Below are 19,471 nucleotides of genomic sequence, written 5' to 3'. Positions count from 1 at the left end.
CCGCTCAGAACGGTGGCGGATCGTCCTCGGGCTGGCCGGTGGGCGGGGTGGGGGAGCTGTGTTTCTGCCGGTGGTGGCGTCGGCAGAGGACCTGCGCGTTCGCCGCAGTGGTGGGGCCGTGGGGGTAGGGCACGCGGTGGTCGATGTCGCAACGGTGGGCCGGTTTGTGGCAGGCCGGGTGTCGGCACGTCTCGTCGCGTAGCCTGACGAACTCGGCGAGCCTGCCGGTGAAGCGGTACCGGTCGCGTGCCAGCGCCGCAGGCTGCCCCGTGTCGTCGGTGAGTAGTCCGGACCAGGTGGCCTTGAGGTCGTAAGCCAGTTCCCGCACCCGCTCCGCGGGCAAGGGGCCGCATCCGCGTAGCTCGCCGGGGAGCTCATCCAGCCCGAGCAGGGTGCTCGCGCCCGCGGTGACGTACACCTGGGCATGCATCGCCTGCTGGTTGGTTCCCAGCAGCAGCTCGGCCGCGACGTCGGCGCGCATCTGATCGAGGGTGCGGACGTCACCGTCGGAGTTGGCCTGCCGGGCCAGCGAGTCGATGCGATCGAACGCCGCTGCGGCGACCTCGCTGGGCAGGCAGAGGTTGAGCCACGAGACCCCGTCCTCGCCATGATCCAGCTCGACCCGGCGGGAGCCGCGTGCTCGCCGTGCGCGTGTCGTGGCCGCGTCCGGGTCGATCGCGGCGACCGCGCGGCGGGCGCGCTGCCGGAGCCGCTGTGGTGGCTGGTCAGTGGCAGCGGGAAACAGCCGGTCCTCCAGTTCGGCGCACTGGTCACCGTCGAGCGGCTCGGCGGCCTCGGCGATCTGCCTGGCCCGATAGTCGTCCAGCCGACCCTCATCCATGGCCGCCAGGGTGCGTGGCAACCGCTCGATCAGATCGTCGGCGAGGGCCATTTCCGTACCGGCCCGATGAATGCTCGTTTTCAATCGAGCGGCGAGGGCGTCGTGCGCCCATTCGTCGTGACCGGTGGCCACGCGGTAGCGCCTGCATGCCCGGAGGCGTTGGGCGTGCAGCATCGCTTGCATTTGCCCGATGGCCTCGGCGAACGCCAGCGCTTCACCGGCGGACATGCCGGAAGTGTCGACCGACAGCAGCTCCTCGATCCCCCAGCCGTCGCCGCCGGGATCTGCAGTGGGGTCGAACGTGTCATCGATGGAATGGGTCACGGCGCTATTCTATGCGGCAGAGGTGACAGATTCACGCGAGAGCAAGATCAAGGGAAATGCTGTCCAATAATGTCACCGGAAAGGCGGGATTTCATACTTCCGGTCCGTAGCGTGGCCATTCGATCGCCGGGCAGCGGTCCATCACCATCTCCAGACCGGCATCCCTCGCCCGCCGGAAGGCCGCCTCGTCGAGCACGTCGAGCTGGAACCACACGGCCTTAGCGCCGATACGTGCCGCCTCGTCCGCGAACGCGCCCGCTGCTTGGGACCGGCGGAACACATCCACGCAATCCACCGCGAACGGGACCTCGGCGAGCTCGGTGTACCCCTGCTCGCCGTGCACCGTCGGCGCGTCCGGGTGCACGGGCACGATGCGCTTGCCGTGTCGCTGCAGGAAACGCGCCACGCTGTGGGCGGGACGGTCGGGGTTGTCCCCGAGGCCGACGATGGCCCAGGTGTGGCAGCCGGTCAGGATCGAGCGGATGCTCTCCGGATCCGCCCACGGTTCGCTGGTTTCGGACACGCCCCAAGGTTGCCAGTCGCCGGAGTTGCCTGCCACCGCCAGTCCTGCTAACGTTGGAATTCAAATACTAACGGTATCCGAAAATTCCCGCGGCCGAGTGCGGGAGATTCGAGGAGAGCTGATGGCATCAGTTCGCGAGGTCGACGTCCTCGTGGTGGGCGCGGGGGCGTCCGGGATCGGTGCGGCCGTCCGGCTGTTGCGGGGCGGCATCACGGACTTCGTGGTGCTGGAGAAGGCGGGGGAGCTGGGCGGCACCTGGCGGGACAACACCTACCCCGGGTGCGCCTGCGACGTACCGTCCGCGTTGTACTCCTACTCCTTCGCGCCGAATCCGGAGTGGACGAGGGTGTTCGTCACGCAGCCGGAGATCCGCGCCTACCTGCGCGACGTGGCCGAGCGGCACGGCGTGCCCCGCTACATGCGGTTCGGTACCGAGGTCACTGAGGCCCGGTGGCGGCCATCCCGCGCGCGCTGGGAGGTCACCACCACCGTGGGGACGTTCCACGCGCGGATCCTCATTGCGGGTGCGGGTCCGTGGCACGAACCGCGGATCCCCGAGCTGCCTGGCCTCGCGGACTTTCCCGGCGAGGTGTTCCATTCCTCTCGCTGGCACCACGACGTGGATCTGCGCGGCAAGCGAGTGGCCGTCGTCGGCACCGGAGCGTCCGCCGTCCAGTTCGTACCGGAAATCCAACCACAGGTGAGCAGCCTGCACCTGTTTCAGCGCACCGCCCAGTGGGTGCTGCCGAAACCCGATCACTACGTGACCCGTGCCGAGCGATGGCTGCTGCGCAACGTTCCCGCCACGCAACGGGCGCTCCGCCTGGTGGAGTACCTGGCCATGGAGGCACTGGGCATCGGCTTCCGGCGCCCGTGGATCCTGCGCCAGGTGCAGCGTATCGGGAGGTTGCACCTGCGTCTCGCGGTACGCGATCGCGGGCTGCGGGAGGCGCTGACCCCTGACTACACGCTCGGCTGCAAGCGCATGTTGCTGTCCAACAACTACTATCCCGCGCTGACACGACCGAACGTGCAGGTGCACCCGACGGCGCTGCGTGAGATCGACGGCAACACCGTGGTCGGGGCCGACGGATCGCGGGCCGATGTGGACGTTCTCATCTTCGCTACCGGATTCCGGATCCTCGACATGCCGGTCGCGAGCAAGGTGCTCGACGGGCAGGGGCGCAGCCTCGCCGATCACTGGCAGGGCAGCCCGCAGGCTTACCTCGGCACCATGGTCAGCGGCTTCCCGAACGCGTTCCTGCTGTTGGGGCCCAGCCTGGGCACCGGCCATTCCTCGGCGTTCTCGGTCCTGGAATCGCAGCTCGACCTCACCATGGACGCGATACACCGGGTCCTGGCGCATGGCTGGTCCTCGGTGGATGTCCGCCGCGAGGTGCAGGACACCTTCAACGACGAGGTTCAGCGCGCGCTACAAGGCACCGTCTACAACTCGGGCGGCTGCTCTAGCTACTACCTCGATGTCAACGGTAGGAACAGCTTCAACTGGCCGTGGTCCACCGGCGCGCTACGCAGGCGCGTGGGCACCTTCGATCCGGCCGACTATCGCGAGGCGGCCTGACGCTGGGCACACGGTGTCCAGCGAACCACCAGCGACGCTGGTCCAGCAGGCTGATGGCAGGAAGACCCCGCCCGACGGTACGGGCGGGCGGGCCTCAGCGTCCGAGTAGCGAGCCGGCAGTGTCCAGCAGGCCGGAGACCGTTCCCTCGACCGGGTCGAGTAGCGAGCCGGATTCCTTCTCCTGCTCGTCGGTCCCGCCACCGTCCTTGCTGCCGTCGGAGTCCGTGCTGCCCGTGCTGCCCGTGCTGCCCGTGCTGCTGCCGTCCGACCCGGAGCCGCCGTCGCTGGAACTGCGCTGCTGAGTGTCGCCGGTGGAACCGCTGGCGGAGCCGCCGGTCGAGCCGCTGCTCCCGGAGGCCTCGCCGCCGCCTGCCGTGGCCTGGCCGGTGCCGGCGTTCTGGGTCCCCTGAGGCTCGGCCGTACCCTGCGTGCCGGGTGAACCGCTGCTGCCCGTGGTCGTCGTACTCACCTGTGCCGCCGTCGGCGTCACGGTGTCACCTCCGCGTGGCTCGAGGATGCCGGGGTGCTGCTGATCCGCCGAGTCGGAGGAGCTGGCCGCCCTGCTGTCGGTCGACTCCGGCGATAGCGCCGTCGTCGGCTTCAGCGCGACAAGGCCCGCCAGCGTCAGCCCGCACAGCACGGCAGCGCTACCGACGGCGGCGCCCCTGCGGGGTGCCTTGCTGTCCTGTGGCTCGTCCGGATCGGGAAGTCGTGCCGCGGTTGCCGCAGCCGTGGCCTGCGTGGCGATCGCGCCCCACGACGGCGTGGCGGCGTCCGGCCGCGCCGGTGCGGCGGTCTCACGCTGCGGGGCTACGCCCTCCCTACGCAGCAGCTCGGCTACCGGGAGCGCGGTGGTCTCCTGGTAGCCGGGCCGTTCCGTGCCCGTGCGTGCGGGGGCGGTGATGCCCTCGCGCGACATGAGGTCGGCGACCGTGTGTCTGCCGTCTGCCTTGCGCCGGTTCCGTGCTGTGTTCATCGTTCCCGTGACCCTCTCGCCTCGCGGCGCACCAGGGACCCCATCTGGCGCTAGCAATCGCGGATCGTGATCTTGCTGAGCGATACTGGGCGTACATCCTACCCGTTCGGGTGAGAGTGCCAAGGGGGGTGTCACGTTCAGCACACTGGATGGGCGTTGTGCAGGTCACGTGCCGTCACTCGCTCGTGCGACCCGGAACGGGTTCACACGGCGAGCACACCCAGCGCCATCGGGAGGTAGATCAGCGCCAGCGCCTGCATCTCGCCGATGATCCCGCCCAGCACCGCCCCGACCATGACTGCTGTGCGTTCGTCCTCCTTGAACGCGGGCCGGATGATCTGCTCGAACTGCTCGGCGGAGAGCAGCTCCATCCGCTCGCTGATCGTGTTGCGCACGTCGAGGGCTTCCTCGGTGTAGCCGAACATGCTCTCGACCGTGCGCGGTGCGGTGGCCATCACGTGCGCCACCGCGTCACGTTCGAGCTCCCGGAAGCGTTGCCCGCCGACGGCCAGCACCACCAGCGGCTTGGCCAGGCCCGCCCGCGCGTCGATGGCGCGCCGCACCTCGCGCTGTACCAGCGCGACGAGCCGATCCGACTTCGGGCCGGTGAGCATGCCCTCCAGCAGGTTGCGCGGGGTGAGGATCTCCTTGGCGATCAGGTCGCCGTAACGCGCTCCCACCTCGCTGCGACGTCGCTGGAACTTGCCCTGCAGCCGGATGCCGAGGAACTGTTTCTCCTCACGGGGCAGGAACAGCATGTTCAGCGCGAGGTAGTCGGTTACCCAGCCGGTGATGAAGCCGAAGATCGGCATGACGAGCGGGCTCTTGGTCAGCCCCCAGGCCACCGCCTGGATCACGCCGATCGCCGCCCCGAAATAGATACCCGAACGGACGATGAACCGCAGTTCCGGCTGGGCGACGTCGCGGATGAGACGGTTCAGCAGCTCCTTGTCCCTGACCAGGTTGGACACCACCATGTGGCGCACGTCGATCACGGCGTGGACATCGCTGGTAACCTCGCGAGCCAGCTGCCGGACCACCTGCGGCGCCTCGGCCTGCAACCGCCTGATGAGCAGCACCCGGACCTGCTCGGGCAGCGCCTCGTACAGCCCGGGCCGGTACTCGGCGAGCAACGTCCGTGCCAGGTCCTCGACAACCTCCTTCACCGGCCCGTCCAGCTCGGCGACCAGCTCGTCCGGGTCGATACGGCTCATCAGCTCCTGGATGTCGATCAACCCGGACGTCATGGTGTCGTAGGCGATGGCGGCCATCTTGCCCGCGCGGGCGGGAATCATGCCTTGCCAGCCGAACACGGGGCGGATACCACGGAACTCCAGCGGTTCGAAGAGCATCCTTACCGCGAGCAGCTTCGTCAGGTACCCGATGATGGCCGCCATCAGCGGTATCGCCGCGTACACCCACCAGTACTCGACCAGGTCGGCAACGATGGCGCCGACGACCCCTGAGGCGTCCACGCCGCTACTCGGACAGACCGGTGGAGGCCTCGCGGGGTTCGATGAGCTTGAGGAGCTGCGCCTTGGTACGGCGCCAGCGGGCGTCGATCTCCGCGTCGCTGACCTTGGCCACCCGCTGGCTCAGCGCCAGGCCGGTCATGGTGTTGATGGCGGTGTAGAGGGCGTCCTCGAAATCGGGGTGGCTGGCTTCCTCGGGAAACAGCAGCGGGACCGAGCCGCGGATCAGATCGGCGGTGACCTGGTTGAGCACCGTCAGCTTCTGCTCGATCTCGGCATCGGCCGGTCCAGCCATCGACAGCTGCAACGCCGCCTGGAACAGCCTGCCCCGGAAGGTCTGCCAGAGCATGTCCAGCGCTCGGCCCGCTCGCTCCTGGCCTGCGGGTAACTGGCCGACCTCGCTGAACAGCGACTGGCTGACCTGTCCGATCAGGTACTGCACCGCCTCGGTGACCAGCGTGGCTTTGGTGGGGAAGTGATGCACCTGCGCACCACGGGAGACCCGCGCCCTTGCAGCCACCTTCGTGGTGGTCAGGTTCGCGTAGCCCTCCTCGACCAGGCAGTCGATCGTGGCCTCCAGCAACGCGCGCCGCGTCGTGGCGCTACGCTCCTCCTGGGTGCGTCTCCGGCCGGGCGTGCTACCGACATCGGTGCTCATGTCATGATGGTAACTTGCAGTCAGTACTGACTCTAAAATGGCTAGTCTCAGCGTGTTCCCTCGCACGGTTGCGGTGCACAAGCAGTCATGATTGTATGTTTGTCGTTGGGCGGGTGAACGCGCACCTCATCCGGCCGTTTGCTCGTTACCATCGAGTGATGGTGAACTCGGTTCGTGATTCCGATGTCAAGTGCCGCATCGTCACCGCCGCGCACCGCGTGGTGGCGTCACAGGGCGTGCACGCATCGACCATGCGCGGCATCGCGGCCGAGGCGGGGGTCACCACAGGAGCGGTCACCCACTACTTCGCCGACAAGGCCGACGTGATGGCTGCGGTGCTGGAGTACAACAACCGGCTGGCCACCGAGCGGGTGACCGAACGCGTCGCTGGGCGGCGGGGACTGGCCGCGCTGGCCGCCACGGTCGAAGCGCTCGTGCCGTCCGACGAGCTGAGCTTGCAAGCGTGGACCGTGCTGGTGGCGTTCTGGGGGCACGCGCCTGCTCAGCCGGTACTGGACGCCTGGGTGACCGAGGCGACCAGCGGCGCGCGGGGACTGCGTTCCTGGCTGGGCAAGACGCTGGGCGACGCGGTGGAGCTGGGTGAGCTCGACGCCGGCGTCGACATCGACCACGAGACCGAGCGCGCGCTGGTGCTTATCGCCGGGCTGGGGGTGATGGCCGGCGGATTCCCGCAGGAGCTCGAGCAGGTCCGCAGGCGGACCAAGGCCATGCTGGCCGACTATCTCGATCAGCTCAAACAGCGCTGAGCGACACACACCGGCAATTGTTGACGTTGTGTCAACTACGGGGTTGTGTTTTGCTGGCAATCTCCGTAACGTGCCTCACACAACATTCGTTATGGATGCATAGTCCCCGTGCGAATGCCGTGCTGGGGTGGCAGACGTCGAGCATCGGAGGGAGCCGATGGCCGCTGCGACCGAGCGGTGGAGTGCCCGCGCGATCGCAGCGCGCAGGAAAGCGGCCAAGCAGCGGGAGATCTCACCGAGCGTGCTCGAGCTCGGCCTGCTGTTCGGCTTCGCCGCCGACACCGCCGTCGCGGTGTGGACCTCGATCACCCGCAGGCGGTTCGCCTGGCGGGAGACGCTGTTACAGCTGCAGTTCCTCGCCGCGGTCACCTCGGTGCCCGCGGTGCTGGTGATGCTGCCGCTCGGGGTCGTCGTCGGCGTGGTCGTGGCCTCGCTGGCCGCGCAGGTGGGTGCCGAGATCTACAGCGGCGCCGTGGTCGGGCTGGTCATCGTCGGGCAGATCGCTCCGCTCGTCGCCGCGCTGATGATCGCCGGCGTCGGTGGCTCGGCGATGACGGCCGACCTGGGCGCGCGCAAGATCCGCGAGGAGACCGACGCGATGGAGGTCATGGGGATCTCGGTGCTCGAACGGTTGGTCGTGCCGCGCATCGTGGCGGCCATCGCTGTCACCATGCTGCTGACGAGTCTGGTGATGGCGCTCGGGGTGAGTGCGAGCTTCGTGTTCCAGGTGACCGTCATGGGTGTCACGCCCGGCGCGTTCCTGGGGACGCTGACCGACTTCGCGGGACTGCCGGACTTCCTCGCAGCACAGGCCAAGGCCATCGCCTTCGCGGTGCTCGCGGCCACGGTGTGCTGCGCGAAAGGGCTCACCGCCAAGGGCGGGCCCGGGGGAGTGGGGATGGCGGTGAACGAGGCCGTCGTGCTGGCGTTCATCCTGGTGTTCTTCGCCAACGTCGGTATTGGCGAGGTCTACGCGCTGATCACCCCCGAAGGGGGTGGGCTGTAGATGGTCGCTCCCGAGCTCGGCCGTGCAGGCCACCTCATGCGCACCCCGGCGAGTAAGCTGACCGCCGCGCTGGCCACCGTGGGCAGTCACCTCGCCTTCTACGCCAAGGCACTGGCCTACATACCGATCACGCTTGTGCACTACTGGCGCCATATCGTGCGCCAGATCGCCGAGATCAGCTTCGGCAGCGCCACGTTGCTCGCCGCGGGCGGCACCGTCGGCGTGGTTTTCGCGATGTCCTTCGTCAGCGGTGCCCAGGTAGGGCTGGAAGGCTTCCGCGGGCTCGATCTCGTCGGTCTGTCCCCGCTGTCCGGCGCGGTATCGGGGCTGGTCAACACCAGGGAGCTGGCACCCGTCGTGGCGGGGATCGCGCTGGCGGCGAAAGTCGGCACCGGATTCACCGCCCAGCTCGGGGCGATGCGGATATCCGAAGAGATCGACGCGCTGGAGACGATGTCGATCAACTCGGTGCCGTTCCTCGTCACTACCCGGATCATCGCGATGGTGATCACCGTGATCCCGCTGTACCTGGTCGGCCTGTTCGCCGCCTACGTCTCCACCAGGGTCGTGGTGGTGAACCTGAACAACCAGTCGGCGGGGATCTACGACTACTGGTTCGACCTCATGCTGCCCACCCAGGACGTGTTCCTGTCGCTGGCCAAAGCGGTGATCATCGCGATCGTGGTGACGCTGATCCACTGCTACTACGGCTACTACGCCAGCGGCGGGCCGGAGGGCGTCGGCCGTGCGGCAGGCAGGGCGCTGCGCACCAGCATCGTGATGATCATGGTCACCGACATCCTGCTGACCTTCGCGTTCTGGGGCGTGTACATGGAGCTTCCCGGTCTGGCAGGTGCGACATGATCGGGCGCGCGGGGCTGATCCGTAGACGGGACGAGCCGAGCAAGCTCCGGCTGGCGCTCTGGGGTGCCATCGGCACCGCCGCCTTCCTGCTCATCGCCGTCGGCACTACGGTGTACGGCACCGGGGCGCTCAGCGGGCATCCGGAGGTCACCGCCGAGGTGTCCGCGGACACGACCGGCGTACCCAACCGCGCCCCCATCGAGTACCAGGGCGTGCTCGTCGGGACCGTCATCGACGTCGAGACGCACGAGTCCAGCTCCACGGTCACCATGCGGATCAGCGAGCGCCACGCCGAGTCCATCACCACCGCCGCCCAGGTGCGGGTGCTGCCGCGCACGCTGTTCGGTGACCTCTTCGTGGAGCTGGTACCGGCCGACGGCACGGCGGAGGCCGCCGCCGAGCCGATCTCCGACGGCGACCGGTTGGCCGCGGACGACTCGGCCGAGGCCGTACAGATCTACGAGGCCTTCGACCGGCTCACCTCGCTACTCGCCGAGATCGAACCCGCCAAGATCAACCAGGCGCTGTCGGCGGTGGCGCAGTTGCTCGACGGGCGCGGCGAACGGTTCGGCCGGATGCTCGACCAACTGCACGAACTCACCGACGACGTCGACGACTTCATCGCGCTGATCGACGACGGCATGGACGCGGCGAGCACGGTCTCCGAGCAGGCCGTCGAGGCGACACCGGACGCGTTGCGCGCGCTGCGCGACGCCGTGGAGATCTCCCGCACCATCGTCGCCGAACAGCGGACGATCGAGCGGGTGCTTGCCAGCGGCATCACCCTGGCCGACGAGGGAAGCCGCGTGGCACGCAGCGACAACGTCGACCGCTACATCCGGCTGTCGCGCACCGCCGACCCGGTGCTCGACGAGCTGGCCACGGACCCGACGGTGGCGCCGCGTGCCGTGGAGAACGTCCGTCACCTGCTTGAAGCCGCGATCCCCACCTACGAGCAGGGGCCGTGGTTCCGGATCAGGGCGAACTTGACCGCCGTCGAGCCCTTCCCGTACACAGTGGAGGACTGCCCGCGTTACGGCGACGAGGAAGGCCCGAACTGCCCGGACGGTGCCGGGCAGCAGGAGCGACGCCAGCAGGAGCAGCGCTACGGCGGGACATCGGGTCCGGTTGGCAGCGAGGCGGAACGCGAGGTCCTCGCGGAGTTGCTGGATGCCGCGCCCGGTGACCTCGGCGCTGCGGGTGACGATGAGGCCTCCGGTGCGGTCGGCGTGCTGCTGGGGCCGTTGTTGCGGGGCACCGAGGTGGAGGTGCCATGAAGCATCGCGACCTGCTCGGGACCTGGATCAAGCTCGGCGTGTTCCTGGTGATCACGCTGCTGAGCACGGCGTTGGTGACCAACACCCTGTACCGCCCGCTCGGCGAGCCAACCACGACTTACCATGCCGAGTTCACCGATGTCGTCGGGCTCGAACGCGGCAGCGACGTGCGCATGGCCGGGGTGCGGGTGGGCACCGTCGACCGCATCGAGCTCACCGGCAAGCATGCCACCGTCACCTTCGACGTGGCCGACAACCAGCACGTGCCTGCCGACGCCGAGGCGAACCTGCGGTTCGCCGACCTGCTCGGCGCCAGGTACGTGGCCATCGAAGCAGGCGGCGGCGCCGACACCGAGCTGGAAGCAGGCGGCGTCATCCCGCTGGAACGCACCCGCCCCGCAGTGGACCTGACCGAGCTGTTCAACGGGTTCGCCCCGGTGTTCGACAGCCTGCGCCCCGAGGAGGTCAACGAGCTGGCAGGCAACCTCGTCGCGGTGTTCGACGGGCAGGGCGGCACCGTCAACAGTCTGCTCGCCCACTTGGTCTCGGTCACCGAGAACCTCGCCGAGCAGGACGAGGTCATCGGTGAGGTACTGCAGAACCTGCGGGAGGCGACCGAGTTCGCGCTGGAGCACGAACCGGAGTTCGAGCGCCTCATCGACAGCCTCGCCGCGCTGACAGCGGGCATGGCCGACAGCGCCGATGAGATCGGCGCGGCCATCGACGGCGCTGGCGAGCTGGCAGTCGCGGTCTCCGGGATGGTGCGCGAGGTGAGCGGGCCGCTCGAACGCAACGTGGCGTCGTTGGACGCGATCACTCAGACGTTCGTGGAGCAGAACGACAACTTCACCGCGACGATGGAGGCCGCTCCCGAGATGCTTCCCGCGGTCAACCGCACCCTGGAGTACGGGGCCTGGCTCAACATCTACGTGTGCCACATGATCATCGAGACGGGCTTCCCGCTGCTCGGCGAGGTGGATCCGGGAATCGGTCCCCACACGGAGGTGTGCCGCGCATGAGGGTTCCGTTCCGTGAGCGCGATCCGCGACTGCTGGCGACCGCCGGGTCGGTGATCCTGGTGATCCTGGTGGCAGGCTCGCTGCTGCTCCCCCAGGGGATCTTCTACTCCCGAACCAGCAGCTACTCGGCCGAGCTCGAAAACGCGGCAGGCCTGGCACCGGGTGACCCCGTCTACGTCGCCGGGGTTCGCGCTGGCCGGGTCGACGACATCGAACTCGACGGCGATCGGGCCGTCGCCCACTTCCGCATGGACAACGACAAACGGATCGGGCAGGACAGCACGGTCGGGGTGAAGATCCAGACGGTGCTCGGGCAGCGCTACCTCGACGTGGTCTCGCGCGGCGACGGGGAGCTCGACCCCGACGACCGTATCCCGCTGCACCGCACCTCGGTGCTGTACACCCTGGACGAGCTGTCCCGGGCGGCCGAGGACACCGCCGAGGAGCTCGACCTGGACGCGTTGCGGGGGCTGATCTCCTCACTCGAACAGGACGCCCCTGATGGTGAGTTGCTCGGCGATGCGCTGGACGGGGTCGCGGGCGCCGCGGAGATGTTCACCAGGCACAGCGAGCAGTTCCGCGGCCTGCTGTCCAGCACGCAACAGGTGACCGACAGCGTGCTAGAGCAGTCGGACGTGCTGGTGACGCTGCTGGCCGACGCCGACGTGATCGCTGACGTGCTGGCGCAACGAACCGACACCATCGCCGCGCTCATCGCCGAGATCCGCGAGCTGAGTACCCGGTTGGAGACTTTTATCGACAGCAACCGGCCGGAGATTACCGGCATCCTGGAACGCCTCGACGTGATCACGCAGACGCTCACCGAGACCCAGGAGGAGTTCAACGAGCTGCTGCGGCAGTTCGCGCCGACCAGCCGGTACATCTCCAACACGTTCGGCCAGGGTCCGTGGGGCGATGTCGCCGGTCCCGCCGGTCCGCTGCCGGACAACATCCTTTGCCTCACCGGGCTGATGGAGGGATGCGCATGACGGTGAGACCCGCTCGCGCGCTGTCCCTGCTGACCGTGGCCCTGCTGCTGGCTGCCGGGTTGTTCGTGGTGGCCAAACCCGACCCGGCGATGACGGTGCACGCCGACTTCACCCAGGCCGACGGGTTGTTCGTGGGTAGCGACGTCGCGGTCCTCGGCGTCCCGATCGGCAGGGTCGATGCCATCGAACCGCGAGGGGATCGGGTGCGGGTGAGCATGTCCGTGCCCGCGGACACCGACATCCCCGCAGGCGCCGAAGCGTGGGTGGCCTCGCCCACGGTCGTTCCCGACCAGTACATCGAGCTCACCCCCGCCTACCAGGGCGGAGAGAAGCTGGCGGACGGGGCCGTCATCCCGCCCGAGCGCACGCAGGCGCCGATCGCCTGGGACACGCTGGTGGACTCGGTGAACGAGCTGCTGGTCGCGCTCGGCCCGGAAGGCGTGGACGGGGAAGGCTCGATCGGCAGGCTCATCGACAGCGCAGCCGAGATGCTCGACGGCAGGGGAGAATCGCTGCGGGATGCGGTGCTCAACGTCAGCCAGGCCTCGGACATCGCCGTGGACACCGCGCCGGATGCCGAGGCGCTGCTGGAATCGGTGGACGCGCTGATGGAGGTGCTCGTCGAGAACCAGTCCGTTGTGGACTCGTTGACTGCGAACGTCAACGAGGTGGCTGGAGAGTTCGCCAGGCAGGAACGCGAGGTCGAGCAGGCGCTGACCTCGCTGACCTCGGTGTTGAACGAGGTCGCGATACTCGCAGGGGAGTACGGGGACGAGGTGACCGACAGCGTCGACCGGCTCGCCGATGTGTCCGTGCACCTGGCCGAGCACCAGGCGGAGCTGGTGGAGATCATGGACACCCTCCCGTTGGCTGCCGACAACATCACGCGCGCCGTCACCGATGACGGCAAGCTCCGGATCCGGCTGAACATCACCACCAACCTCTCGCAGTTCGACCGGCTGCGCCCGCTGTGCGACCAGTTCCCGCTGCCGCTGTGCGACGGGCCCGGCATCGTCAACCCCGTCCCGCTGCCGCCCGAACTGCTGCGCGACGGATTGGGGGGTGGTTGATATGCCGGTGATGACGCGGATCATCGCGGTCGTCGGCGCGGCTGCGATGCTCTCCGGGTGTGGCATCAGCCTGCAGAACTCGCCGTTCGGCACCGGTGTGGACGGGCCGTCCTACGAGGTCACCGTCGAGTTCGGCGACGTGGCAGGCCTGGTGCGCGGCGGCCAGGTGCGTATCGGGCCCGCCACCGTGGGGCGGGTGGCCGACATGCGCGCCGAGGATTTCACCGCGCACGTTACGCTGCGGATCCGCGAGGACGTCGAGCTGCCGGAGGCCACCGAGGCCGGTATCGAGATGAGCACCGCGCTCGGCGACCCGTACATCGCGCTCGAGGTTCCCGAACAGCACGGGGAGGTGATGCTGGGCGACGGTGACACGATCCCGAGGGAACAGACCCGCCACGGCCCCGAGGTCGAGGACAGCATGGCGATGCTCGCTAACCTGCTCACCGGCAGTGGTATCGAGCAGGCCCGCACCATCATCACCGAGACCAACAGCATGCTCTCCGGACGTCAGGACACCGCACGGGAGCTGCTGACGCGCACCGAACAGGTGCTGGCCTCGCTGGACGAGCGTTCCGAGGAGATCAACCGCACGCTGGCGGCGGTGAACACCCTAGGATCCACGGTGACCGACAACTCCGACCTGCTCGCCGAGGCCATGACCGAGATCCGGCCCGCCATCGACGTGCTCGTCGACGAACAGGAGAACTTCGACGAGCTGCTGGCCAAAGTGCAGGTGCTGGCCGTGGACGTGCAGCACGCGATCGACGCCACCGAGGAGCACCTGGTCGATCAGCTGGTCAAGATGGATCCCCTGCTCGACGAGTTCACCACCATCGATCGCCATGTCGAGCAGCTGCTGACCGCGTTCCAGGAGTTCCAGCCGCTGTTCAACGCCGCGGTACCGGGTGACTACCTGAACCTGGACGCGTCGTTCCACGTGTCCGACTCGCTGGCAGGCGTCGTCGAGGGCTTCGACGAGTTCATGCCGCTCGGCGGTGGCTCGGGCCCGGCGGCGTCCTCGGCCGGTATGGAGGAGACGCTCGACGCGTTGCTCGAAGGAACGGAGGGGTAGCCGATGTCCGGATCTACAAGCATGCGGCAGCGCCTGCCCCTCGGTCAGATCGCGCTGTTCCTCGCGATCGCGCTGGTGTGCAGCGTGTATATCGTGGTCAACGCCATCGGTACCGACGCGGTGGCCGCCAAGGACAGGGTGACGGTGCACATGGAAGACGGCGGGGGGATCACCCCACGCGTCCCGGTCACCTACCGCGGCGTCACCATCGGCACGGTCGACGACGTCCGGCTCGTCGACGGCGGGGGAGTGGAGGTGGAGCTGGCGATCCGCCAGGACGCCGAGGTGCCCGCCGATACGCACGTGGTGGTCGGGCAGAACACCCCGGTGGCGCTCAAGCACATCGACCTGCGGCCAACCAGCGAGGAGCCACCGTACCTCACCGACGGCGACGTACTCGGCCCCGAGGACACCAGCAGGCCGCTGGCGCTGGAGGAACTGCTGGTCAATCTGATGCGGTTGACCGACAACATCGACCCGGAGGCGCTGTCGCTGCTCTCCGACGAGGTCGCCACCGGGCTGGCTGGGACAGGGCCGGAACTGGAGCGGCTCGGCGATAACTCCATCGAACTCATCGAGCGGTTCACCGAGCTGGAGCCGACCGCGTCCAATCTGATCGACAACACGCTGGAGTTCCTCGCCGCAGGCGAGGACACCGCGGGGAGGTTGCCCGAACTCACCGCGACGCTGGCCGATGCCACCGAGCAGATCCGCAACCAGACACCGCACGGCATCGAGCTCGCCAGGACGGTCCCCGAAGTCACCGAGGAAGTGGTGCCGCTGCTGCGGGAACTCGAACCGTCCGTCGCGGTCCTGCTGTCCAACCTGGTGACTCCCGCGCAGATCGTCGCGCACCGCATCCCCGCGTTGCGGCACGGCTTGATCGTCATCCCGGACGCCTTCGGGCAGCTGTCCACCATCGGCGACGGCGACAGGGCGAACTTCGAGTTCGTCACCACTCAGGGCGGTACCTGCTACTTCCCCGAGGAGCGGCGCACACCGACCGACACCTCACCCAAGGACCCCGAGCTGACCTACCACTGCCCGTCAGAAGGCCCGACGGTGCGCGGGGCGGCCAACGCGCCACGTCCGGAAGGTGGCAGCGGCAACCCTGTGGTCACCTCGAACCCGGAGACGGGACGTACCCAGGTACCGGGTTCGGAACCGGTCCGGATGGGATCGGCGGGTGGCTATCGGGAGCTGCTCGGTGACCAGTCCTGGTACGGGGTGTACCTGAACGCATTGGAGTAGACGATGACCGATCGAGCGGGTGGCGATACGCCGTCACCGACGCCGCGCCCCCGGTCGGAGCCCGAGGAGACACGCCACCGGCGGTTCTCGCCTGCCGCGGTGGCGATGGTCGCGGTGTGTCTCGGGCTGCTCGCGGTCACGGGGACCTTCGGGTACCTGTGGTGGGGCCAGCACAGGGCCGAGGCACAACGTGCCGAGGCGCTCGACGTGGCGGAGACGTTCGCCGAGGAGTTCACGACCTACCACTACACCGAGCTCGATGAGAACTTCGAGCGCATCACGGCAGGCTTGACCGACCGCTACGCCGAGGTGTATGGGGATACGTACGAGTCTTTCGCCGAGTTGCTCGAAGAGAACCAGGCCGATTCGGAGGGCGAGGTCACCTATGCCGGTGTCGCCGAGTTCTCCGGGGACACCGCCGTGGTGCTGGCCTTCGTGGACCAGACCACGACGAACGTCAACACGCCCCAGCCGAGGATCGATCGCAATCGCATGGTGCTGACGATGGTGCAGTCGGAGGGCGAGTGGAAGGTCGATCAGGTGGAGTTGAGCTGAGTACGGGGGCGCCCGCGCGCCGTACGGTGAGATCGAGGTGATCACGATGAGTGCGCGTAGTACCGTGACGGCACTGGCGGCCACCGCCGCGCTGGCATTGGCCGCCTGCGCCGACGATCCGGAACCCACCGATGACAACGGCATCGCCGGCCCCGACGCCGACGCTCCGGAGGCCGTCGAGGTGGACCTGAACCTACGGGAGATGGAGTTCGTCCCTGACGAGATCGAGGTTCCCGCGGGTCAGCCCGTGGTGTTCCATCTCAGCAACGAGGGGGATGTGCCGCACGACCTGACGTTCGAGGGCGAGACCAGTGGCACCCTCGACCCGGGTGAGACGGCGACCTTCGAGGTGGAACCGTTCACCGACGACACGGTCGGGTGGTGTGATGTGCCCGGCCACCGGGGGCAGGGCATGGAGCTCGACGTTTTCGTGATCGGCTGACCGCGCACGCGAGGGCCCCTGGGCGGTTCACGCCCAGGGGCCCTCGCGATCCGGTCACCGGGTCACAGGCTGATGACGCCCTCACCGGGGGAGTCGGCGTACAGCTCCTCGATCTCGGCCTTGTACTTGTCCGCGATCGGCTTGCGCTTCAGCTTGAGCGTCGGGGTGAGCTCGTCCCCACCCGGCTGCCACTCGGCAGCGACGATGCGGAACCGCTTGACCTGCTCGACCCGGGACAGGCGCTGGTTGCCGTCCTGGATCGCCTTGGTGACCTCGTCACGCACCTCCTGCCGCTTGGCGACCGCCTCCACCGAGGTGTCCGACATGCCGAGCGTGTGCGCCCGCGCCGCGGCGGCGTCCGGGTCCAGCACGATGAGCGCGGCGATGTACGGCTTGTTGTCGCCGATCGCCACGGCCTGACCGATCAGCGAGGAGGCCGCCTTGAGGGCGTTCTCGATGTTGGTCGGCGACATGTTCTTGCCGGACTCGTTGATGATCAGTTCCTTCTTGCGGTCGACGATCTTCACGAAGCCCTGCGCATCCATCTCGGCGATGTCGCCGGTGTGCAGCCAGCCGTCCGAGTCGATCGTCTCGGCCGTCTTGTCCGGCTGCTTGCGGTATCCCCGCATCAGCACCGGACCACGCACCAGTAGCTCGCCGTCGTCGGCGATGGAAAGCTCGGCGCCGTTGACGGCCTTGCCGACCGAACCGATCTTGATGGCGTCCGCGGTGTTGGTCGTGGTCGCGCCGGTGGTTTCCGACATACCCCACACCTCGTAGACCGGGATGCCCAGGCCGTGGAAGTACACCAGCACCTCGGGCGGGATCGCCGAGGCGCCGGAAGCGGCCCAGCGCACACGGTCGAGCCCGAGGGTGTGGCGCAGCTTGGACAGCACCAGCTTGTCGGCCAGCTTGGCCTGCACGGCCAGCGCACCACCGGGCTGCTTGCCGTCCAGCCGCTCACGTGCGGCCTTGACCCCGGTGTCGATCGCCCAGTTCGCCAGCTTCTTCTTGACCGGGCTGGCTTCCTCGGAGATCTTGGCCTCGATGCCCGCCTTGATCTTCTGCCACACCCGCGGCACCGCGAACCAGATCGTCGGGCGCGCGTCCGGCAGCGCCTCGGCGATCGCTCGCGGATCGGCGACGCTGGTGAGCTGCATGCCGCGCATGACGTTCGCGTAATGGCCCGCCACCCGGTCGGCGATGTGCGCCGAGGGCAGGTAGGACGCGGTGGTGTCGTCCGGGCCAACCTCCAGCACCGGGATCAGCGCGTTGACCTCGGCCACGATGCTGCTGTGCGGGATCTCCACGCCCTTGGGCGGGCCGGTGGTGCCCGAGGTGTAGATCAGCGTGGCGATGTCACTCGGCTCGACGGCTTTCCAGTGCGCGTCGAAGTCGAAGTCCTCCGAGCCGCGGGACTCCAGGTCCTCGAGGCTCATGGCGTTGCCTGTGGCCCCATCGACGGTGACGAAGTGCTCGACATCGGTCTCCGCCTTGGTGATCTGCTCGAGGAACTGCTGCTCGGTGATGGCCACCTTGTTCTCCGCGTTGGAGAACAGGTAGTTGATCTGCTCGGGCGAGCTGGTGTTGTAGATGGAGAACGGGGTCGCGCCCAGGTGCAGCGCCGCGGTGTCGACGAGGTTGAACTCGGGGCGGTTGGTGAGCATGATTCCCACGGTGTCGCCGCGCTTGATGCCCAGCGCGGCCAGGCCCGCCGCGAGCTTGCGTACCCGCTGCGCGTACTCCCGCCAGGTGATTTCCTGCCTACCCCCAGGCACCCGAAGCGCCACAGCGTCGGGCCGCATGCTGGCGGTGCGCTGGAACGCTTCACAGAGTGTGCTCACGGTGCCACCTGCCGGGTGGGGGCAAGTGATCTCGTCAGCCTTGGTCATTTCCGGCCTCCGGTCGGTTGTCGTGTACGCACGGGCTGTGATGCCACGGCCTCGTCGTCGGCTACTGCGGCTACAGCGTCGTTCCGGTTCTGTCCTACTACTCCTGCGTCTTGTCCTACGGTGTGGCACCAGCCGCACCATGGCCGCTGCCGCCCGGTGTCCCGGTCCTGTCCAACGAGCGTCACAGCGTCGAGGTTGCCCGCCCCGGTCTCGCTGTCACGGTGTTGTCGTGCGGCTTCCCTGTCGCGGCCACGGTGTTCGGTTCGTGCTTCCCTGTGGTCTACGTCGTATGCTGGTGGCAGCATCCTAGTGGTGTGGATGCCCTGGTGCGATCCTCCGTCCCAAGATCGTGACAAGATCGCAGCAGTTCGTCGGCGCCGGCGGGTTCGTATACCGGCGGTATCGACAGTATCGACACACGCGTAACTCGGGGTCAACGACACTCCCCCGCGTGCGCGCCCGCGTGGCGAGAAGTACCGTGGAATCTTTACGCCAAGTACAGCTTCAACGAAAAGGGGACGTCCCCATGCTTGCGATGACCGACGTAGCCGCCGAGGCCATCCACGCCCTGACCGAGGGTGGCGACCAGGAATCCGACGGGCAGGTGGACCAGCAGGGCGAGCAGGGCCAGCAGCAGGCGGGCCTGCGGATGGCCGTGTCACAGGACACCGAGGGCGGTGCGCAGCTGTCCCTCGCGGTCGCCGATGGCCCGGAGGAAGGTGACCAGGTGGTCAGCAGCGAGACCGGAGCCAGGGTGTTCCTCGAGCAGCAGGCGGCCCAGCTGCTCGACGACAAGGTTCTCGATGTGCAGCAGGACGAGCAGGGCCAGCTGAACTTCACGATCTCCCAGCAGCAGCCGCAGTGAGGCCTGCCGCGGGCTGGCCTGCC

General features: G+C 68.1%; 19 protein-coding genes. 13 read left to right on the top strand and 6 right to left on the bottom strand.

The window, feature by feature from the left end; translation table 11 throughout:
* Positions 1-4: 4 nt before the first annotated feature.
* Together F8178_RS15025 and F8178_RS15020 are read right to left on the bottom strand one after the other, a co-directional pair.
* Entirely contained in the window at positions 5-1,165 is a 1,161-nt protein-coding gene (locus F8178_RS15025) for a DUF222 domain-containing protein (RefSeq protein WP_317495422.1), read from the bottom strand.
* A 91-nt stretch (positions 1,166-1,256) separates the two neighbouring features.
* Complete coding sequence (locus F8178_RS15020; protein WP_317495421.1) at positions 1,257-1,688, bottom strand: CoA-binding protein; 432 nt, start codon at positions 1,686-1,688, stop codon at positions 1,257-1,259.
* A gap of 121 nt (positions 1,689-1,809) precedes the next feature.
* Here F8178_RS15020 and F8178_RS15015 point away from each other — a divergent pair, with 121 nt between their 5' ends.
* The gene (locus F8178_RS15015; protein ID WP_317495420.1) at positions 1,810-3,270 is read left to right on the top strand and encodes an NAD(P)/FAD-dependent oxidoreductase; all 1,461 of its coding nucleotides are present in this window, start codon (positions 1,810-1,812) and stop codon (positions 3,268-3,270) included.
* 94 nt (positions 3,271-3,364) lie between these two features.
* On the opposite strand, the gene F8178_RS15010 is transcribed toward F8178_RS15015, so the two are convergent.
* The 3 genes from F8178_RS15010 to F8178_RS15000 all read right to left on the bottom strand — a co-directional run bounded on the left by F8178_RS15010 (position 3,365) and on the right by F8178_RS15000 (position 6,376).
* Positions 3,365-4,246, bottom strand: a complete 882-nt coding sequence (locus F8178_RS15010; RefSeq protein ID WP_317495419.1) for a hypothetical protein — start codon at positions 4,244-4,246, stop codon at positions 3,365-3,367.
* Between the two features lie 203 nt (positions 4,247-4,449).
* Positions 4,450-5,643, bottom strand: a complete 1,194-nt coding sequence (locus tag F8178_RS15005) for a DUF445 domain-containing protein (protein WP_396345599.1) — start codon at positions 5,641-5,643, stop codon at positions 4,450-4,452.
* An 82-nt stretch (positions 5,644-5,725) separates the two neighbouring features.
* Positions 5,726-6,376: a TetR/AcrR family transcriptional regulator gene (locus tag F8178_RS15000; RefSeq protein ID WP_317495417.1), complete on the bottom strand. Its 651-nt coding sequence runs from the start codon at positions 6,374-6,376 to the stop codon at positions 5,726-5,728.
* A gap of 158 nt (positions 6,377-6,534) precedes the next feature.
* On the opposite strand from F8178_RS15000, the gene F8178_RS14995 reads away from it, so the two are divergent.
* The 11 genes from F8178_RS14995 (at position 6,535) to F8178_RS14945 (ending at position 16,691) form a co-directional block, all read left to right on the top strand.
* Positions 6,535-7,143 (top strand): TetR/AcrR family transcriptional regulator, encoded by a 609-nt coding sequence (locus F8178_RS14995; protein WP_317495416.1) that lies wholly within the window; start codon positions 6,535-6,537, stop codon positions 7,141-7,143.
* A gap of 157 nt (positions 7,144-7,300) precedes the next feature.
* The gene (locus F8178_RS14990) at positions 7,301-8,149 is read left to right on the top strand and encodes an ABC transporter permease (RefSeq protein ID WP_317495415.1); all 849 of its coding nucleotides are present in this window, start codon (positions 7,301-7,303) and stop codon (positions 8,147-8,149) included.
* Positions 8,150-9,013 (top strand): ABC transporter permease, encoded by an 864-nt coding sequence (locus F8178_RS14985; protein ID WP_317495414.1) that lies wholly within the window; start codon positions 8,150-8,152, stop codon positions 9,011-9,013. It begins immediately after the preceding gene.
* Complete coding sequence (locus F8178_RS14980) at positions 9,010-10,290, top strand: MCE family protein (protein WP_317495413.1); 1,281 nt, start codon at positions 9,010-9,012, stop codon at positions 10,288-10,290. The genes F8178_RS14985 and F8178_RS14980 overlap by 4 nt, the downstream gene beginning before the upstream one ends.
* On the top strand, positions 10,287-11,309 hold the full coding sequence (locus tag F8178_RS14975) for an MCE family protein (protein WP_317495412.1): 1,023 nt from the start codon (positions 10,287-10,289) through the stop codon (positions 11,307-11,309). Before F8178_RS14980 ends, F8178_RS14975 begins: the two co-directional genes overlap by 4 nt.
* Positions 11,306-12,298 carry an MCE family protein gene (locus F8178_RS14970; RefSeq protein WP_317495411.1) on the top strand — a complete coding sequence of 331 codons (993 nt, stop codon included), beginning with the start codon at positions 11,306-11,308 and terminating at the stop codon, positions 12,296-12,298. The genes F8178_RS14975 and F8178_RS14970 overlap by 4 nt, the downstream gene beginning before the upstream one ends.
* On the top strand, positions 12,295-13,368 hold the full coding sequence (locus F8178_RS14965; RefSeq protein WP_317495410.1) for an MCE family protein: 1,074 nt from the start codon (positions 12,295-12,297) through the stop codon (positions 13,366-13,368). Before F8178_RS14970 ends, F8178_RS14965 begins: the two co-directional genes overlap by 4 nt.
* Position 13,369: 1 nt before the next feature.
* Positions 13,370-14,443 carry an MlaD family protein gene (locus F8178_RS14960; RefSeq protein WP_317495409.1) on the top strand — a complete coding sequence of 358 codons (1,074 nt, stop codon included), beginning with the start codon at positions 13,370-13,372 and terminating at the stop codon, positions 14,441-14,443.
* Positions 14,444-14,446: 3 nt separating this feature from the next.
* Entirely contained in the window at positions 14,447-15,694 is a 1,248-nt protein-coding gene (locus tag F8178_RS14955) for an MlaD family protein (protein WP_317495408.1), read from the top strand.
* Between the two features lie 3 nt (positions 15,695-15,697).
* Positions 15,698-16,249: a hypothetical protein gene (locus F8178_RS14950; protein ID WP_317495407.1), complete on the top strand. Its 552-nt coding sequence runs from the start codon at positions 15,698-15,700 to the stop codon at positions 16,247-16,249.
* Positions 16,250-16,295: 46 nt separating this feature from the next.
* Positions 16,296-16,691, top strand: a complete 396-nt coding sequence (locus tag F8178_RS14945; protein WP_317495406.1) for a cupredoxin domain-containing protein — start codon at positions 16,296-16,298, stop codon at positions 16,689-16,691.
* 62 nt (positions 16,692-16,753) lie between these two features.
* Here F8178_RS14945 and F8178_RS14940 read toward each other — a convergent pair whose 3' ends face one another.
* Positions 16,754-18,535 carry an AMP-binding protein gene (locus F8178_RS14940; protein WP_317495405.1) on the bottom strand — a complete coding sequence of 594 codons (1,782 nt, stop codon included), beginning with the start codon at positions 18,533-18,535 and terminating at the stop codon, positions 16,754-16,756.
* Between the two features lie 574 nt (positions 18,536-19,109).
* Here F8178_RS14940 and F8178_RS14935 point away from each other — a divergent pair.
* Positions 19,110-19,448, top strand: a complete 339-nt coding sequence (locus F8178_RS14935; protein ID WP_317495404.1) for an iron-sulfur cluster biosynthesis protein — start codon at positions 19,110-19,112, stop codon at positions 19,446-19,448.
* Positions 19,449-19,471 lie beyond the last annotated feature (23 nt).

This window comes from Haloechinothrix sp. LS1_15 (genome assembly GCF_033042135.1).
Taxonomy (GTDB): domain Bacteria; phylum Actinomycetota; class Actinomycetes; order Mycobacteriales; family Pseudonocardiaceae; genus Haloechinothrix.
The sequence above is the reverse complement of the archived record's forward strand: the minus strand, read 5'-3'. Positions and strand labels throughout refer to the sequence as shown.

Bases quoted from the DNA above. Each gene is read 5' to 3' on its own strand.
- F8178_RS15015 (WP_317495420.1), top strand. From the start codon at position 1,810: ATGGCATCAGTTCGCGAGGTCGACGTCCTCGTGGTGGGCGCGGGGGCG.
- F8178_RS15010 (WP_317495419.1), bottom strand. From the start codon at position 4,246: ATGAACACAGCACGGAACCGGCGCAAGGCAGACGGCAGACACACGGTC.
- F8178_RS15005 (WP_396345599.1), bottom strand. From the start codon at position 5,643: ATGGCGGCCATCATCGGGTACCTGACGAAGCTGCTCGCGGTAAGGATG.
- F8178_RS15000 (WP_317495417.1), bottom strand. From the start codon at position 6,376: ATGAGCACCGATGTCGGTAGCACGCCCGGCCGGAGACGCACCCAGGAG.
- F8178_RS14995 (WP_317495416.1), top strand. From the start codon at position 6,535: ATGGTGAACTCGGTTCGTGATTCCGATGTCAAGTGCCGCATCGTCACC.
- F8178_RS14990 (WP_317495415.1), top strand. From the start codon at position 7,301: ATGGCCGCTGCGACCGAGCGGTGGAGTGCCCGCGCGATCGCAGCGCGC.
- F8178_RS14985 (WP_317495414.1), top strand. From the start codon at position 8,150: ATGGTCGCTCCCGAGCTCGGCCGTGCAGGCCACCTCATGCGCACCCCG.
- F8178_RS14980 (WP_317495413.1), top strand. From the start codon at position 9,010: ATGATCGGGCGCGCGGGGCTGATCCGTAGACGGGACGAGCCGAGCAAG.
- F8178_RS14975 (WP_317495412.1), top strand. From the start codon at position 10,287: ATGAAGCATCGCGACCTGCTCGGGACCTGGATCAAGCTCGGCGTGTTC.
- F8178_RS14970 (WP_317495411.1), top strand. From the start codon at position 11,306: ATGAGGGTTCCGTTCCGTGAGCGCGATCCGCGACTGCTGGCGACCGCC.
- F8178_RS14965 (WP_317495410.1), top strand. From the start codon at position 12,295: ATGACGGTGAGACCCGCTCGCGCGCTGTCCCTGCTGACCGTGGCCCTG.
- F8178_RS14960 (WP_317495409.1), top strand. From the start codon at position 13,370: ATGCCGGTGATGACGCGGATCATCGCGGTCGTCGGCGCGGCTGCGATG.
- F8178_RS14955 (WP_317495408.1), top strand. From the start codon at position 14,447: ATGTCCGGATCTACAAGCATGCGGCAGCGCCTGCCCCTCGGTCAGATC.
- F8178_RS14950 (WP_317495407.1), top strand. From the start codon at position 15,698: ATGACCGATCGAGCGGGTGGCGATACGCCGTCACCGACGCCGCGCCCC.
- F8178_RS14945 (WP_317495406.1), top strand. From the start codon at position 16,296: ATGAGTGCGCGTAGTACCGTGACGGCACTGGCGGCCACCGCCGCGCTG.
- F8178_RS14935 (WP_317495404.1), top strand. From the start codon at position 19,110: ATGCTTGCGATGACCGACGTAGCCGCCGAGGCCATCCACGCCCTGACC.